This window comes from Mycolicibacterium sp. XJ879 (assembly GCF_053483935.1).
In genome coordinates this window covers 681,972-698,390 of record NZ_JBEFTH010000001.1, presented here as the reverse complement: position 1 = coordinate 698,390, position 16,419 = coordinate 681,972, and the positions used below count along the sequence as shown (strand labels likewise).

Sequence of the window (16,419 nt, the reverse complement as noted above, 5' to 3'; positions counted from 1 at the left end):
TCGTGCTCGGCTTGCTGTCGAATCTTCACCTACCCAGTGGTAGCAGAGGACGGCGACGATCCTGCCGTGCGGCCGAAGAAGAAGCCCGCGGTGATGAGCACCAGCGACGCCGAGTACCCCCACCAGATCGGCACCGCCAACGCCTCGGCGTTCTCCGGTGCCAGCACGAACTTGCTGATGCCGATCATCGCGTCGGACACCGCGAAACACACCGCGCCCAGCGCGGTCCACGGCGTGGGCAGCCGGGCCAGCAGCGCGGCGCACACCATCGCCCCCAGCACCGCGATGTAGAGCACCACCGGCACGGCCATCCCCAGGGCGATCAACCCGGGCCAGAACCAGATCAGCAGCGCCACACAGGCGGCGATGGTGACCGTCGCAAACGCCACCCCCGGCGCCGTCCGCTCGACCAGCGGCACCAGCGCACCCAGAAAGCACAGGTGGGCCACCAGAAACGCCGCCAGGCCGAGCACGAACGACGGTTCCCACCACGGCAGCGCCAACAGGAAGTCGCCCGCGGCCGAGAACAGCAGGGCGCCGATCAGCCAACGTCGTTCCCGCGCGATCGGATGGCTGACGGCCGCGGCGGCCAGCAGCACCGCGGCCAGCGCCTTGGCCGCTGGTTGCAGGGTGAACTGACCGGTCAGCTCCGCACCCGCGGGCAGCCGGATCGCGGTGACGATCAGGAACACCCCGTAGCAGGCGGCGACCACCGCGGCGGTCACCCAGAGCAGCTTGGTGCGCCGGGGAACGTACGGTGTTGCCATGTCCGTGGCTGAAGAGAAGCCGGCCGTCGATGCCATCCTGCAGAAGGTACTAAAGGCCGTTCCGTTTCAGTTGACAACCGACGGAGGGGCCGACGCCGCCCGCCGCCGGTTCCGTGAGCTGCCGCGCCGTGAGGTCCACCCCGAGTTGCGCACCGAGGACTGCACCGTCGACGGGCCCGCAGGCCCGATCCCGATCCGCGTGTACTGGCCGCCGGAGGCCGACCGGGCCGCCGCGCCGGTGGTGGTGTTCCTGCACGGCGGCGGCTGGTCGGTCGGTGACCTCGACACCTACGACGGCACCGCCCGCATGCACGCCGTCGGCGCCGGCGCGGTGGTGGTGTCAGTGGACTACCGGCTGGCGCCCGAGCACCCCTACCCCGCCGCCGTCGACGACGCCTGGGCCGCGACACGATGGGTCGGTGCGCACGCCGCGGAGCTGGGCGCCGACCCCGACCGGCTGGCCATCGCCGGTGACTCCGCGGGCGGCAACCTCGCGGCGGTGGTGTGCCAGCTGGCGCGCAACGCGGGCGGACCGGCGATCGCTCAGCAGCTGTTGTGGTATCCGTCGACGACGTTCGACACCGGGTTGCCGTCGTTCGCCGAGAACGCCGACGCCCCGGTGCTCAGCCTGGCCGCGTGCAAGGGCTATAGCCGTTGGTATATCGGCGATCTGGACATGTCGGATCCGCCTGCGACGCTGGTGCCCGCCCGCGCAACCGACCTGACCGGCCTGCCGCCGGCCTACATCGCCGTCGCCAACCACGACCCGCTGCGCGACGACGGGATGCGCTACGCCGAGTTGCTGACCGCCGCCGGCGTCCCCGTCGAGGTGCACAACGCCGAGACGCTGGTCCACGGCTATCTGGGTTACGCGGGGGTGGTGCCGGCGGCGACCGAGGCGATGGACCGGGGGTTGGCGGCGCTGCGCCGTGCGCTGCATTCCCGCTAACGTGGGCCTATGACCGATTCCACGGCAGCGCGGCCGGGTATCGACCCGGACTACGACACCGTCATCGTCGGCGCCGGCTTCTCCGGTATCGGCGCGGCGATCAAGCTGGACCAGGCCGGGATGGGCAACTACCTGGTGGTCGAGGCCGGCGACGGCCCCGGCGGCACGTGGTACTGGAACACCTATCCCGGTATCGCCGTGGACATTCCGTCGTTCTCCTACCAGTTCTCGTTCGAGAAGAGCGCGAACTGGACACGCAGCTACGCCCCCGGCCACGAACTGCGGGCCTACGCCGAGCACTGTGTGGACAAGTACGGGCTGGCGCCCAAGATCCGGTTCAACACCAAGGTGCTGACCGCCGACTTCGACGACGACACCGACCTGTGGCAGATCCGCACCGATCCCGGCGTCGTCACCGCGCGCTACCTGATCAACGCCTGCGGCGTGCTGATCACCCCGAACCTGCCCGACATCGACGGTGTCGACTCGTTCACCGGTGTCACCATGCACACCGCGCGCTGGGACCACGACCTGGACCTCACCGGTAAACGCGTCGCGGTCATCGGCACCGGCGCCTCAGCGGTTCAGGTGATTCCGGAGATCGCGCCGATCGTGGAGCAGCTCACCGTATTTCAGCGCACCCCGATCTGGTGTTTCCCGAAGTTCGACGTGCCGCTGTCACCGGCGTTGCGGGCGTTGATGCGGCTGCCGGGCGGTCACACTTTGCAGCGGCTGATCAGCCAGGCCTACGTCGAGCTCACGTTCACGCTGCCCGCGCAGTACTTCACGGTCAACCCGATGGCCAAGCGGATGGCGAACATCGGCAAGTACTACCTACGCAAAGAGGTCGACGACCCGCAGGTCCGCGACAAGCTCACCCCGCGCTACGCCGTCGGTTGCAAGCGGCCGGGATTTCACAACACCTACTTGTCGACGTACAACCGCGACAACGTCGAGCTGGTGACCGAACCGATCGACAAGATCACCGGCACCGGGGTCGCGACCGCCGACGGGCAGACCCGCGATATCGACGTGCTCATCCTGGCGACCGGCTTCAAGGTGATGGACCCCGACAGCGTGCCGACCTATGCGGTCACCGGGCCGGGAGGCCGCTCGCTGTCGAGCTACTGGAACGAGCAGCGGCTGCAGGCCTACGAGGGCGTCAGCGCGCCCGGCTTCCCGAACTTCTTCACCGTGTTCGGGCCGTACGGGTACGTCGGAAGCTCTTACTTCGCGCTCATCGAGGCCCAAACGCACCACATCGTGCGGTGCCTGACCCACGCCCGGCGCCGCCACGCCACCCGTGTCGAGGTGAAACAGGAAGCCAACGACCGCTACTTCGCCGAGATGATGCGCAAACGGCATCGGCAGATCTTCTGGCAGGACAGCTGCAAGCTCGCCAACAGCTACTACTTCGACGTCAACGGCGACGTGCCGCTACGGCCGGCCACCACGCTGGAGGCGCACTGGCGCAGCCGCCGGTTCCCGATCGACGATTACGCATTCAGCTGATTTGTGTGCGTTCTGTTGCGTTCAGCGCGCCCAAACGCACACAAATCGCCCTAGACGGCGGCCTTGAGCTCGTCGACCTTGTCGAGGCGCTCCCACGGCAACTCGACGTCGGTGCGGCCGAAGTGCCCGTAGGCGGCGGTCTGCGCGTAGATCGGGCGCAGCAGGTCCAGGTCGCGCACGATCGCGCCGGGCCGCAGGTCGAACACCGAGGTGATGGCCTTCTCGATGCGGCTGGGATCGACGGTCTCGCTGCCGAAGGTCTCGACGAACAACCCGACCGGGGCGGCCTTGCCGATCGCGTAGGCGACCTGCACCTCGACACGTTCGGCCAAGCCCGCGGCGACCACGTTCTTTGCCACCCAGCGCATCGCGTACGCCGCGGAACGGTCCACCTTGGACGGATCCTTACCGGAGAACGCGCCGCCGCCGTGGCGGGCCCACCCGCCGTAGGTGTCGACGATGATCTTGCGGCCGGTCAGCCCGGCGTCGCCCATCGGCCCGCCGAGTTCGAACTTGCCGGTCGGGTTCACCAGCAGGCGGAAGTCGGAGGTGTCCATCGTGCTGTGGTTGAGGTCGGCCAGCACGGTGTTGACGACCTTCTCGCGGATGTCGGGCGTCAACGTCGCATCGAGGTCGATACCAGCGGCGTGCTGCGTGGAGAGCACGACGGTGTCGAGGCGCACCGGGGTGACGCCGTCGTAGGCGACGGTGACCTGGGTCTTGCCGTCGGGGCGCAGGTAGTCGAGCACACCGCTCTTGCGGACCTCGGTCAGCCGGCGCGACAGCCGGTGCGCCAGCGCGATCGGCAGCGGCATCAGCTCGGGGGTGTCCTTGATGGCGTAACCGAACATCAGCCCCTGGTCACCGGCGCCCTGGGAGTCCAGCGGGTCGCCGGCGCCCTCGACGCGGGTCTCGTGGGCGGTGTCGACGCCCTGGGCGATATCGGGTGACTGCGCGCCGATGCCGATGTTGACGCCGCAGGTCTCGCCGTCGAAGCCCTTATCCGATGAGTCGTAGCCGATCTCGAGGATCCGTTCGCGCACGGTTTTGGTGATGTCGGCGAACGCTTCCTTGGCCGTAGTCGTCACCTCGCCGACGACGTGCACCTGGCCGGTCGTCACCAGTGTCTCCACCGCGACCCGGGATTTGGGATCGTCCGCCAGCAGCGCATCGAGCACCGAGTCGCTGATGGCGTCGCAGATCTTGTCCGGATGGCCCTCGGTTACCGATTCACTGGTAAACAGCCGAGCTTGCGTCACGGTGTGATCCTTCCGAAAGTTAGTTGGACGAATTGTATGCCTTGGGGTTTGGCTCGCCTGATGCACCCAAGCGCGTGCGCGGGTTCGGCGCAACCCTCAGCCGCCGCATGTGGCGTGGCTCGAGCTACCCGGCGCCGCTCCCGAGGAACGAGGCGATCGCGTCAACGATACGGCTGGCCATCAGCGTCTTGGAGCCGTGTTCCAGAGCCGACTCCGTGCCGTCGGCCGCGAGCAGCCAGCCGGCGTTGTCTTCCACCTCGAACGCCCGATTCTCCCCGACGGCGTTGACGACGAGCAGATCGCAGCCCTTGCGCGCGAGTTTGGCCCTGGCGTGGAAGAGCACGTCGCCGTTGGCGTCCCCAGTCTCGGCGGCGAACCCGACGATGGCGCGCATATTCGGCAGCTGCCCGTCGGCGCGGGCGCGCACCGCGCCTGCCAGCACATCGTCGGTCCGGGTCAGCTCGATGACGGGTTCGCCTTCGCTTTCCGGGCCCTTCTTGATCTTGCTGGTGGCCTGGCGGACTGGCCGGAAGTCGGCGACGGCGGCCGCCATCACCAGCACGTGTGCGTCGGGCGCATGTTTGGACACGGCGTCTTTGAGCTGGGCGGCCGATCCGATGTGCACGACGTCGACGCCGGCCGGGTCGATCAGCCCCGAGGTGTTCCCGGCGATCAGCGTGACCTCCGCGCCGCGCTGAGCCATCACCCGGGCCATCGCGTAGCCCTGCTTGCCGGAGCTGCGGTTGCCGATGAACCGCACCGGATCGATCGGCTCGCGGGTGCCGCCCGCGGTCACCAGTGCCTTGACGCCGGCCAGGTCGTAGGGCAGGGCATCACCGCGGGCCAGCAGCAGATGGGCGAACGTGGTGATCTCCTCGGCCTCGGGCAGCCGCCCGGCACCGGTGTCGGCGCCGGTGAGCCGGCCCGACGCGGGTTCGAGCACCACCGCGCCCCGGCGTCGCAACGTGGCGACGTTGTCGACGGTCGCGGGGTGGTACCACATCTCGGTGTGCATGGCGGGCGCCAACAGCACCGGACATCGCGCCGTGAGCAGCGTCGCGGTCAGCAGATCGTCGGCGCGTCCGATGACCGCGCGGGCCAGCAGGTCAGCGGTGGCGGGTGCGACGACGACGAGGTCGGCTTGCTGGCCGATGCGGACGTGGGGCACCTCGTGCACGTCGTCCCAGACGTCGGTGTGCACCGGGTTGCCGGACAGCGCCTCGAACGTCGCGGCGCCGACGAACCGCAGCGCGGACTCGGTCGGGACGACGCGGACGGAATGTCCGGCCTCGGTGAGTTGGCGGACCACGGTCGCCGCCTTGTAAGCGGCGATGCCCCCGGCGACGCCGACGATGATCCGCTTGGGCTCCATGCGGGCCGCTCCTGGGTTGCTACTCGCCTTCGGTGTGCTCGAGCAGGTCGGCGTGGATCTCGCGCAGCGCGATCGACAGCGGCTTCTCCTGCAGGCCCGGCTCGACCAGCGGGCCGACGTACTCGAGGATGCCGTCGCCGAGCTGGTTGTAGTAGTCGTTGATCTGGCGCGCGCGCTTGGCGGCGTAGATGACCAGGGCGTACTTGCTCGATGCGCGCTCCAGCAACTCGTCGATCGGCGGGTTGGTGATGCCGAGCGGCGTGTCGTAGGCGCCGGCTGAAATGTCCATGGACCTGTCGAAGTCGTCCACAGCGGCCAGCTGCGTATCGGCGTGCGGGGTACTCACGTAAAAATTCTCCTGGCGGTTGCCTGTGACTAAAAGGTGGCTATCGGGGACGTCTGCGCCGGCTTCGGCGCTGGGTCAATCGTGGGCCACCAGCAAGGATACCAATTCGGCGCAGGCCGATTCCAATTGGCTGTTGACCACGACGGCGTCGAACTCGCCCTGTGCGGCCAGTTCGGCCTTGGCGGTGGCCAGCCGGCGCGCCATCACCTCCGGGGTTTCGGTGCCGCGCCTGGTCAGCCGGCTCTGAAGCGTGGCCCAGTCCGGCGGAGCGACGAACACGGTGAGGGCCTCGGGCATCGCCTGCTTGACGGACCTTGCACCGGCGAGATCCACCTCGATGAGGACGGGACGACCGGCCGCCGTGGCGTCGCGCACGGGCTGCGCCGGGGTGCCGGAGCGGTGCAGGCCACCGTGAATTTCGGCCCACTCCAACAGGGCCCCGCTGTGGATCAGCTGGGCGAACTGGTCATCGGTGATAAACGCGTAGTCGACACCGTCGACCTCGCCGGGGCGAGGCGCCCTGGTGGTGACCGACACGCTGAAGTACAGGTCGGGAATTCGTTCGCGCAGACAGCGCACGAGCGTCGATTTCCCGACGGCAGAGGGGCCGGACAGCACAACTACCCGACCGGCCCCTCGGCCGGCGCTCAACTTCTGCGTCCGGGAACTACTGGTCGAACTTTTCCAGCAGCGCCTTGCGCTGACGATCGCCCAGGCCGCGCAGCCGGCGGGTGGGGGCGATCTCGAGCTCGGTCATGATCTCCTGTGCCTTGACCTTGCCCACCTTGGGCAGGGCCTCCAGCAGTGCGGAAACCTTCATCTTGCCGAGGACCTCGTCGGTCTCGGCGTCCTTGAGCACCTGCTTGAGGTTGGTGCCACCGCGCTTGAGCCGATCCTTGAGTTCGGCCCGGATTCGACGTGCGGCGGCAGCCTTCTCCAACGCGGCCGCGCGCTGTTCGTCGGTCAACTGGGGAAGGGCCACGGGGTTCCTCCGTCTCATCACCATCAATTGTTTTAAATCAGCTGCTCGGACAAGTCCACAACAGCCAGCGACGACGACCGTACCCACGCATCCTGACGAATGCGAACCCCACCCCCCGGTTACGAGGCCAAAAGCCCAGCGTGTAAGGCAGTGGCACGCCAGACGCCGGGCCGCGGCGCTGAACGCGGGAACCGGGTAATCGGGCCGCGATCGAGCGGAATTTCCTAGCACTCAAGGGATTTCGCGCGAGCCCGGGACCACGGCCGATGCGACGCCGGTTTTCCGTGTGGTCCGAGGCCCGGCGCGGCGGGGTTTTCGAAAAATTTTCGCTGGTCAGCGCATGTCGGGCGTGTCGAGCAGCGCTGATGCGTCGCTTCTGCGACACCTGGTGCCAATGTTTGCTGTGTTACAGCTGTGACTCTGACCGCTTCGGATGTGTGCTCGATTTTGCGTCAGGGTCGTGCGCGGCGCCTGCCATAGCCCTCAGCGCAACTTGCGAACCGCGTGCTCAGCCGAGGTAGGCCACCGCGTCGCGCATCGCCTGGGCCGCCGCCCGCAGCGTGGCCACATCCGGCCCGGCCCGCAGCACCTCCCGGGATACGGCGGGCAGCAACTGGCCCGGCTTTGCCCCGCCGAGCCCCGCCAGGGTCTCTGGACGTCCACCCTGGGCGCCGACGCCAGGAACGAGCACCGGCCCGCCCAGCGCGCTCACATCGGGCGGCTGCGCCACGGTGGCGCCGACGACGACACCGACGGCGCCCGGTTCGGGTGCGCCGCCGCGGTTGATGGCGGCGGCGGCGTCGACGATCGACTGCGCGACGGTCCGGCCGTCGCCAAGCGCACGCTGGACGGTGTGGCCTTCCGGGTTGGAGGTGGCGGCCAGCACGAACACCCCACGCCCGTGGGCCAGCGCAGTGTCCAACAGCGGCTGCAGCGAGCCGAAGCCCAGATACGGCGAGGCGGTCACCGCGTCGGCCGCAATCGGTGAATCGCCCGCCCACGCCTGCGCATAGGCGGCCATCGTGGATCCGATGTCACCGCGCTTGGCATCGGCGAGCACCAGCACTTCGGCCTCGCGCAGCGCCGCGATGGTGTGCTCGAGCACCGCATAGCCTGCCGCGCCGTAGGTTTCGAAGAACGCCACCTGCGGCTTGACGATCGCGAACCCCTTGAACGCCGTCACGCAGATGTCACAGAACCTCCGCAGCCCGTCGGCGTCGGCCGAAAGCTCCCACGCCCGTAGCAGTTCGGGGTGCGGATCGATGCCCAGGCACAGCGGTCCGCGCGCCGAGACGGCCTCGGCCAGCCGCCGACCGAACCCGCTCACGTGCCCAGCGCGCTGTGCAGTTCCTGCAGGGCCATCACGCCGATCTCACCGCGGATCGCCGCCTCGATGCCCTGCACCGCCGCCGACGCGCCCTGCACCGTCGTCACACACGGAATGTTGTTCGACACCGCCGCCGAGCGGATCTCGTAGCCGTCGACGCGCGGCCCGGAGTTTCCGTACGGGGTGTTGATCACCATGTCGACCTCACCGGCCCGGATCGCGTCGACCGCAGACATCTTCGGTCCGTCGGGAGTTGGCTCCTGAAAGTGCTTGCGCACTTCATCGCACGGAATCCCGTTGCGGCGCAGCATTTCCGCGGTGCCCTCGGTGGCGAGTACCCGAAAGCCCAGGTCGGCGAGCCGCTTGACCGGAAACACCAGCGACCGTTTGTCCCGGTTGGCCACCGAGACGAACACCGTGCCCTCGATCGGCAGTGAGCCATAGGCGGCGGTCTGGCTCTTGGCGAACGCGCTGCCGAAGTCGCGGTCGATGCCCATCACCTCACCAGTGGACTTCATCTCCGGGCCCAGCAGGTTGTCGATCTGCGCACCGTCGGCGCCGCGGAACCGGTTGAACGGCAGCACGGCTTCCTTGACCGCCACCGGGATGTTGCGGGCGTTCGCAGAAAACGAAGCACCGTCACCGGTCTTGGTCAACACACCTTCGGCGCGCAGTTCGGCGATTGTGGCACCCAGCATGATCCGCGCACACGCCTTGGCCAGCGGCACCGCGGTGGCCTTCGACACGAATGGCACCGTACGGCTGGCGCGTGGGTTGGCCTCCAGCACGTAGAGCACGTCATCTTTGAGCGCGTACTGCACGTTGAGCAGGCCGACGACGCCGATTCCGTGCGCGATGGCCTCGGTGGCGCTGCGCACCGCTTCGATGTCGCTGCGGCCCAACGTCACCGGCGGCAGCGCGCACGATGAGTCGCCGGAGTGGATACCGGCCTCCTCGATGTGCTCCATGATGCCGCCGATGTACACCTCGGTGCCGTCGCACAGCGCGTCGACGTCGATCTCGATGGCGTCCTCGAGGAACCGGTCGACGAGCACCGGGTGCTCGGGTGAGAGTTGAGTGGCGCGGGTGATGTAGCCGTGCAGCGTCTCGTCGTCATAGACGATCTCCATACCGCGGCCGCCCAGCACGTAGGACGGGCGGACCAGCACCGGGTATCCGATGTCGGCGGCGATCCGGCGGGCCTGTTCGAAGCTGGTGGCGGTACCGAACTTCGGTGCGGGCAGCCCGGCGTTGGTCAGCACTTCGCCGAACGCGCCGCGGTCCTCGGCCAGGTCGATCGCGCTGGGGCTGGTGCCGACGATCGGCACCCCAGCCTGTTCGAGGCGGTCGGCCAGGCCCAGCGGGGTCTGCCCGCCGAGCTGCACGATGACGCCGACGACACCGGGGCCGCTGCGCCCGGATTGCTGTTCAGCGTAATAGATCTCGAGGACGTCTTCGAACGTCAGCGGTTCGAAGTAGAGCCGGTCGGCGGTGTCGTAGTCGGTGGACACGGTTTCGGGGTTGCAGTTGACCATCACGGTCTCGAAGCCGGCCTGGCTCAGTGTGGTGGCGGCGTGCACGCAGCTGTAGTCGAACTCGATGCCCTGACCGATGCGGTTGGGACCCGAGCCCAGGATGAGCACCTTGGGCCGCTCGGTCTGCGGGGCCACCTCGGTCTCGGCGGCGGGATCGAGTTCGTAGCTGCTGTAGTGGTACGGGGTTTTGGCTTCGAACTCGGCCGCGCAGGTGTCGACCGTCTTGTAGACGGGGTGGATGCCGAGTCGTTCCCGCAGCGCCCGCACCCCGACCTCACCGGCCAGTTCGGGTCGCAGCGCGGCGATCTGGCGGTCGGACAGGCCGTGGTACTTCCCGCGCCGCAGCAGATCGGTGTCCAGCACGGGGGCCTCGACGATCTCCGCGCGCAGCGTCACCAGCCCGGCAATCTGTTCGACGAACCAGGGGTCGACACCGGAAGCCTCGGCCACCTGCTCGACGGTGGCGCCGAGGCGCAGCGCATACTCGATGTCGTAGAGTCGGCCGTCGGTGGGTGTCTTGAGGTTCTGCAGCAGTTCGTCGACGGTAAGGTCGGGGTCCGGCGCGGTCCAGAAGCCCGCCCTGGTGGTCTCAAGCGAGCGCATCACCTTGCCCAGCGACTCGATGAAGTTGCGGCCCAACGACATTGCCTCGCCGACGGATTTCATCGTGGTGGTCAGCGTGTCGTCGGCGCCGGGGAACTTCTCGAACGCGAACCGCGGGGCCTTGACGACCACATAGTCCAGCGTCGGCTCGAAGCAGGCCGGGGTCTCCTTGGTGATGTCGTTGACGATCTCGTCGAGCGTGTAGCCGATGGCCAGCTTGGCGGCGATCTTGGCGATCGGAAACCCGGTGGCCTTCGAGGCCAGCGCGCTCGAGCGCGACACCCGGGGGTTCATCTCGATGACGATGAGCCGGCCGTCGGCCGGGTTGACGGCGAACTGGATGTTGCAGCCGCCGGTGTCGACGCCGACCTCACGCAGGATCGCGATGCCCAGATCGCGCATCGTCTGGTACTCGCGGTCGGTGAGCGTCATCGCGGGCGCGACGGTGACCGAGTCGCCGGTGTGCACGCCCATCGGGTCGACGTTCTCGATCGAGCAGACCACGACCACGTTGTCGTTGCCGTCGCGCATCAGCTCGAGCTCGTATTCCTTCCACCCGAAGATCGATTCCTCGATCAGCACGTTGGCGCTGGGCGAGGAGGCCAGGCCGTGACCGGCCATCCGATCCACGTCCTCGGCGGAGTACGCCATCCCCGAGCCGAGCCCGCCCATCGTGAACGAGGGCCGAACCACGACCGGCAGCCCCAGGTCGGCCACCGTCTCCCTGACCTCGTCCATCGTGAAACACACACGCGAGCGGGCGGATTCACCACCGACCTTGGCGACGATGTCCTTGAACCGCTGCCGGTCCTCACCGCGCTGGATTGCCTCGAAGTCGGCGCCGATCAGCTCGACGCCGTAGCGCTCCAGCACCCCGTTCTCGTAGAGCGCGACGGCGGTGTTGAGCGCGGTCTGCCCGCCGAGCGTGGCCAGCAACGCGTCGATCTTGTTGCCGCGTTCGGCCTGCTGGGCGATGACGCGTTCGACGAACGACGGCGTGATCGGTTCGACGTAGGTCTGATCGGCGTACTCCGGGTCGGTCATGATGGTCGCCGGGTTCGAGTTGACCAGGCTGACCTGCAGGCCCTCTGCCTTGAGCACGCGACAGGCCTGGGTGCCCGAGTAGTCGAACTCGCAGGCCTGCCCGATCACGATCGGCCCGGACCCGATGACCAGCACGTGGTTGAGGTCGGTGCGCTTAGGCATGGGCTACCTCCTGCGCGAGCGCGCATCTAGGTACGCAGAGCGCACCGAAATCTGTACCGCAGTGAGCGCTCACTTCTCCCCCGCCATCAGGTCGACGAACTGGTCGAACAAGTAGTTCGCGTCGTGTGGACCGGCCGCGGCCTCGGGGTGGTACTGCACCGAAAACGCCTTCCCGTCAAGAAGTTTGACGCCTTCGACCACGCCGTCGTTGGCGCAGGTGTGGCTGACGATCGCCTTGCCGAACGGGGTATTGAAAACCTCGCCCCGCTCTCCTTCTAACGCGAACCCGTGGTTCTGCGCGGTCACCGCGACCCGTTCGGTGGCGTGGTCGATGACCGGGATGTTGATGCCGCGGTGCCCGAAGACCATTTTGTAGGTCGATCGGCCCAGCGCGCGGCCGAGGATCTGGTTGCCGAAGCAGATGCCGAACAGCGGGGTCCCGGCGCCGAGCACGTCGCGGGTGACGGCGACGATGTGGTCGGCGGTGGCGGGGTCGCCGGGTCCGTTGGACAGGAATACGCCGTCGGGTTTCAGGTCGGCGATCTGCTCGAACGTGGCCGACGACGGCAGCACGTGGGTTCGGATGTCGCGGCGGGCGAAGCTGCGCGGGGTGTTGGTCTTGATACCCAGGTCGACGGCGACGACGGTAAAGCGTGCCGGCCCTTCGGGTTCCACCACATAGGCGGTGTCGGTGCTGACCTCGTCGGCCAGATCGGCGCCCAGCATCGACGGCTGCGCCTGCACGCGGGTCACCAACTCGTCCAAGGACGCCGCAGCCTCATCTCCACTGAACACGCCGGCCTTCATCGAGCCGCGGCTGCGCAGGTGTCGCACCACGGCGCGGGTGTCGATGTTCGCGACGCCGACGACGTTCTGGCGCACCAGTTCGTCTTCCAGCGTTCCGCTGGCGCGCCAGTTCGACGCGCGCGGAGACGGGTCACGCACCGCGTAGCCGGCCACCCAGATCTTGTCGTCTCGGCTCTCGGCGTCCTGGTGGTTCCAGCCGGTGTTGCCGATCTGCGGTGCGGTGGCGACCACGATCTGGCGGTGGTAGCTCGGATCGGTCAGCGTCTCCTGGTAGCCGGACATCCCGGTGTTGAACACGGCCTCCCCCAGCGTCTGCCCGACGGCGCCGTACGCGGTGCCGGTGAAGACGCGGCCGTCCTCGAGCACCAGTACCGCTTTGGAATTCATGCAGCCTCCTCAAGCCATCGCGCATATTCCCCCCGGTCATCGGCACGAAACCCAGTGTCGAGCTCGGCGCCCGACGGCAACCGCCACCGGATGGCCAAGATTCCTTCGTGCGTCATGGCCTTCCCGGCGATCGCGCGTTCGGTGCGGATCGCGGTGACCGACTCGTCGGGGATCCAAATCGGTCGTGCGCCGCTGCGCTGCACCATGATTCCCTCGGGGTAGCGGGTCAGCACCGCCTTGGTACGGAAGCCGAGATCTCCGACCACCACGCGATCGTTCCAGCGTGGTGCCAGTGTACTGCCGACGTAGAGGCCCTTTGTCGGCGCGACGATCGCTTCGCCGACGGTGTCCGGCAGCGGTGGAAGCGTCCCGATGAGCTCGGCCTGCCGCTCGGCGCGACGGCGCCAGCCCCGCATCATCGCCTGAATCAGCACCGCGATCACCACGACGAGGATGGCGGCCAGCACCAGCGACCCCACCAACGTCCCCGTGTTCACGCCGGACACTTCCCGTCGCGTGCAGTGACCTTGCCGCGCAGCATGGTCAGCGTGACCGACGCCGGCAGTTCCATCGTTTCGTAGGGCGTGTTGGCCGACCGGCTGGCCAGCACCGTACCGTCGACCGTCCAGGTGGCATCGGGGTCGACGACGGTGAGGTTGGCCGGTTCGCCCACCTCCAGCGGCCTGCCCTGGTCGGGCAACCCGACGATGCGCGCCGGGTTCTCACTCATCACGCGCGCCACATCGCGCCAGCTCAGCAGCCCGGGCCGCACCATCGTCTGCACCACGACCGACAACGCGGTTTCCAGTCCGAGCATTCCGGGCCGGGCCTGGGCGAACTCACAGCACTTCTCGTGCTCGGCGTGTGGGGCGTGATCGGTGGCCACGCAGTCGATCACCCCGTCGGCCAGGGCCTGGCGCAGCGCTTCGGTGTCGGCGGCCTCCCGCAGCGGTGGGTTGACCCGGTTTCGGCCGTCGTAGCTGGCCAGCCGCCCGTCGTCGAGCAGCAGGTGATGCGGAGTCACCTCGGCGGTAATCGAGATGCCTTGCGCCTTAGCCCATTTGAGGATCTCCACGGTGCCGGCGGTGGAGGCGTGGCAGATGTGCACCCGGGATCCGGCGTCGCGGGCCAGCAGCGCATCGCGTGCCACAATCGACTCCTCGGCGGCGCGCGGCCATCCGGCCAGCCCGAGCCGGGCTGCGTTTGGCCCTTCGTGTGCGACAGCGCCGACGGTGAGCCGCGGTTCCTCGGCGTGCTGGGCGATCAGGACGCCAAGCCCGTTGGCGTACTCCAGGGCGCGACGCATGATCAGCGGATCGTGCACGCAGATGCCGTCGTCGGAGAACATCCGCACCTGCCCGGCGCCCGCGGCCATCAGACCCATCTCGGTCAGCTGGGCGCCGGCCAACCCCATGGTGACCGCCCCGACCGGGTGCACGTCGACCAGACCGACCTGCTGGCCGCGGTGCCACACGTGGTCGGTGACCACCGCGCTGTCGGCGACCGGGTTGGTGTTGGCCATCGCGAACACCGCCGTGTAGCCACCCAAAGCCGCTGCCGCCGAGCCGGTTTCGATGTCTTCGGCGTACTCGCGGCCGGGTTCCCGCAGATGGGTGTGCAAATCGACGAAGCCGGGCAGCAGAACGTGATCGGTGGCGTCGAACACATCCCAGGCCTTTTCGAGTCCTCCGGACTCAGCCAGCCCGGCGCCAATCTCGGCGATCTGGCCGTCGGCCACCAGCACATCGACCCGGTCGCCCTCGCCGTAGCGCCGAACTCCTCGAATCAGGGTGTTCATGCGTTGAGAACCTCCCTGTCAGCTCCCACCAGCAGGTGGAACAGCACGGCCATCCGCACGTGCACACCGTTGGAAACCTGTTGCAACACCGCCGATTGGGTCGATTCGGCCACCGAGAATGCGATCTCCATACCGCGGACCATCGGGCCGGGATGCAACACCACCGCGTTGCCGGGAAGCATCGCCTGCCGCTTCTCCGAGAGCCCGTAGAGCACCGAGTACTCGCGGGCCGACGGGAAGAATCCGCCGTTCATCCGCTCGGCCTGCACCCGCAGCATCAGCACCGCGTCGGCGACGGGCAGTTCGGCGTCGAGGTCGTGTGACACGGTGACCGGCCAGGTGTCGGCCCCGACGGGCAGCAGCGTGGGCGGCGCGACCAAAACCACCTCGGCACCAAGGGTGTTGAGCAACAGTACGTTCGACCTGGCGACCCGGCTGTGCAAAACATCGCCGACGATCACCACCCGCTTGCCTTCGATGTCGCCGAGCCGCTGGCGGATGGTCAGCGCGTCGAGCAGCGCCTGGGTGGGGTGCTCGTGGGTGCCGTCGCCGGCGTTGATCACCGCGGGACCGTCGCCGCCGGAGGCCGTCCATTCAGCGAGCTGCTGCGGCGCACCGGAGGAGGGATGGCGGATGATCAGCGCGTCGGCGCCGGCGGCGCGCAGGGTCAGCGCGGTGTCGCGCAGCGATTCACCTTTGGACACCGACGATCCCGTGGCGCTGACGTTGATGACGTCGGCGCTCATCCACTTTCCGGCCACCTCGAAGGACACCCGGGTGCGGGTGGAGTTCTCGTAGAACATCGTGACGACGGTGCGCCCACGCAGCGTCGGCAGCTTCTTGACCTCGCGGCCCAGTAGCGCCTGGCTGAACCGGTCGGCGTCGTCGAGGATGGCCAGTGCTTCCTCCCGGGACAGGTCGGCGGCGGACAGCAGGTGCCGGCTCGTCACTTGGAGATCACCACCCCGTCGCGGTCGTCGTGTTCGGAAAGCAGCAGATGCACGCTCTCACTGCGCGAGGTCGGCACGTTCTTGCCCACATAGTCGGCGCGCAGCGGCAGCTCACGGTGGCCGCGGTCGACCAGCACCGCCAGTTGCACGGCGCGGGGCCTGCCGATATCGCGCAGCGCGTCCAGCGCCGAGCGCACCGACCGCCCCGAGTACAGGACGTCGTCGACCAGGATCACCAGCGCGTCGTCGATACCGCCCTCGGGTATCGAGGTGTCCTCGAGCGGTCGCGGCGGTTTGATGTTGAGGTCGTCGCGGTACAGCGTGATGTCCAGCGCGCCGTGCGGGACGTCGACGCCGGAGAACTCCTTGATCCTCTCGGCGAGCCGGGTGGCCAAAATCACACCGCGGGTGGGGATGCCGAGCAGGACGACGCGTGGTGCATCGGAACCGTCGAGTGCGGTCTTTTCGATGATCTGGTGGGCGATACGGGAGATGGTCCGGCCGACGTCCGCTGCGGACATCAACTCCCGGTCGGTGCCTGAAGAGCCCAAGCGACTCTGACCTCCTTCTCCGCCTCTCGGGACGGCTCTTTAAAGGACGTCGAAACTTCGCCGAGCTT

Annotated in this window: 15 protein-coding genes; 2 read left to right on the top strand and 13 right to left on the bottom strand. The window is 68.1% G+C overall.

From position 1 onward, the window contains the following. Window positions 1-29 precede the first annotated feature (29 nt). Window positions 30-767 (bottom strand): lysoplasmalogenase, encoded by a 738-nt coding sequence (locus tag ABQF13_RS03555; RefSeq protein ID WP_448391311.1) that lies wholly within the window; start codon window positions 765-767, stop codon window positions 30-32. Between ABQF13_RS03555 and ABQF13_RS03550 the strand changes: the two genes are divergently transcribed. Both ABQF13_RS03550 and ABQF13_RS03545 read left to right on the top strand, forming a co-directional pair. Next, complete coding sequence (locus ABQF13_RS03550; RefSeq protein ID WP_448391310.1) at window positions 766-1,716, top strand: alpha/beta hydrolase; 951 nt, start codon at window positions 766-768, stop codon at window positions 1,714-1,716. The genes ABQF13_RS03555 and ABQF13_RS03550 overlap by 2 nt on opposite strands. 9 nt (window positions 1,717-1,725) lie before the next feature. Beyond that, a complete protein-coding gene (locus ABQF13_RS03545; protein ID WP_448391309.1) occupies window positions 1,726-3,228 on the top strand; it encodes a flavin-containing monooxygenase in 1,503 nt (500 codons plus the stop codon). Window positions 3,229-3,278: 50 nt separating this feature from the next. Here ABQF13_RS03545 and metK read toward each other — a convergent pair whose 3' ends face one another. The 12 genes from metK to pyrR form a co-directional block, all read right to left on the bottom strand. Then, window positions 3,279-4,487 (bottom strand): methionine adenosyltransferase, encoded by a 1,209-nt coding sequence (gene metK / locus ABQF13_RS03540; protein WP_448391308.1) that lies wholly within the window; start codon window positions 4,485-4,487, stop codon window positions 3,279-3,281. Between the two features lie 124 nt (window positions 4,488-4,611). Beyond that, entirely contained in the window at window positions 4,612-5,859 is a 1,248-nt protein-coding gene (gene coaBC, locus ABQF13_RS03535; RefSeq protein ID WP_448391307.1) for a bifunctional phosphopantothenoylcysteine decarboxylase/phosphopantothenate--cysteine ligase CoaBC, read from the bottom strand. A 19-nt stretch (window positions 5,860-5,878) separates the two neighbouring features. Continuing rightward, window positions 5,879-6,148 carry a DNA-directed RNA polymerase subunit omega gene (gene rpoZ / locus ABQF13_RS03530; RefSeq protein ID WP_448391393.1) on the bottom strand — a complete coding sequence of 90 codons (270 nt, stop codon included), beginning with the start codon at window positions 6,146-6,148 and terminating at the stop codon, window positions 5,879-5,881. A gap of 132 nt (window positions 6,149-6,280) precedes the next feature. Then, complete coding sequence (gmk, locus tag ABQF13_RS03525; protein ID WP_448391306.1) at window positions 6,281-6,856, bottom strand: guanylate kinase; 576 nt, start codon at window positions 6,854-6,856, stop codon at window positions 6,281-6,283. A gap of 16 nt (window positions 6,857-6,872) precedes the next feature. Then, window positions 6,873-7,187 (bottom strand): integration host factor, actinobacterial type, encoded by a 315-nt coding sequence (mihF, locus tag ABQF13_RS03520; protein ID WP_006244838.1) that lies wholly within the window; start codon window positions 7,185-7,187, stop codon window positions 6,873-6,875. 508 nt (window positions 7,188-7,695) lie between these two features. Continuing rightward, window positions 7,696-8,514 (bottom strand): orotidine-5'-phosphate decarboxylase, encoded by an 819-nt coding sequence (gene pyrF / locus ABQF13_RS03515; RefSeq protein WP_448391305.1) that lies wholly within the window; start codon window positions 8,512-8,514, stop codon window positions 7,696-7,698. Further along, the gene (gene carB, locus ABQF13_RS03510; protein WP_448391304.1) at window positions 8,511-11,858 is read right to left on the bottom strand and encodes a carbamoyl-phosphate synthase large subunit; all 3,348 of its coding nucleotides are present in this window, start codon (window positions 11,856-11,858) and stop codon (window positions 8,511-8,513) included. The genes pyrF and carB overlap by 4 nt, the downstream gene beginning before the upstream one ends. Window positions 11,859-11,927: 69 nt before the next feature. Further along, window positions 11,928-13,052 carry a glutamine-hydrolyzing carbamoyl-phosphate synthase small subunit gene (gene carA / locus ABQF13_RS03505; RefSeq protein WP_448391303.1) on the bottom strand — a complete coding sequence of 375 codons (1,125 nt, stop codon included), beginning with the start codon at window positions 13,050-13,052 and terminating at the stop codon, window positions 11,928-11,930. Beyond that, window positions 13,049-13,549, bottom strand: coding sequence for a PH-like domain-containing protein (locus ABQF13_RS03500; RefSeq protein WP_448391301.1), 501 nt, complete (start codon window positions 13,547-13,549; stop codon window positions 13,049-13,051). Before ABQF13_RS03500 ends, carA begins: the two co-directional genes overlap by 4 nt. Next, the gene (locus ABQF13_RS03495) at window positions 13,546-14,850 is read right to left on the bottom strand and encodes a dihydroorotase (RefSeq protein WP_448391300.1); all 1,305 of its coding nucleotides are present in this window, start codon (window positions 14,848-14,850) and stop codon (window positions 13,546-13,548) included. Before ABQF13_RS03495 ends, ABQF13_RS03500 begins: the two co-directional genes overlap by 4 nt. Next, the gene (locus tag ABQF13_RS03490; protein ID WP_448391298.1) at window positions 14,847-15,800 is read right to left on the bottom strand and encodes an aspartate carbamoyltransferase catalytic subunit; all 954 of its coding nucleotides are present in this window, start codon (window positions 15,798-15,800) and stop codon (window positions 14,847-14,849) included. The genes ABQF13_RS03495 and ABQF13_RS03490 overlap by 4 nt, the downstream gene beginning before the upstream one ends. Then, the gene (gene pyrR / locus ABQF13_RS03485) at window positions 15,797-16,351 is read right to left on the bottom strand and encodes a bifunctional pyr operon transcriptional regulator/uracil phosphoribosyltransferase PyrR (protein WP_448391297.1); all 555 of its coding nucleotides are present in this window, start codon (window positions 16,349-16,351) and stop codon (window positions 15,797-15,799) included. The genes ABQF13_RS03490 and pyrR overlap by 4 nt, the downstream gene beginning before the upstream one ends. Between the last annotated feature and the right edge of the window lie 68 nt (window positions 16,352-16,419).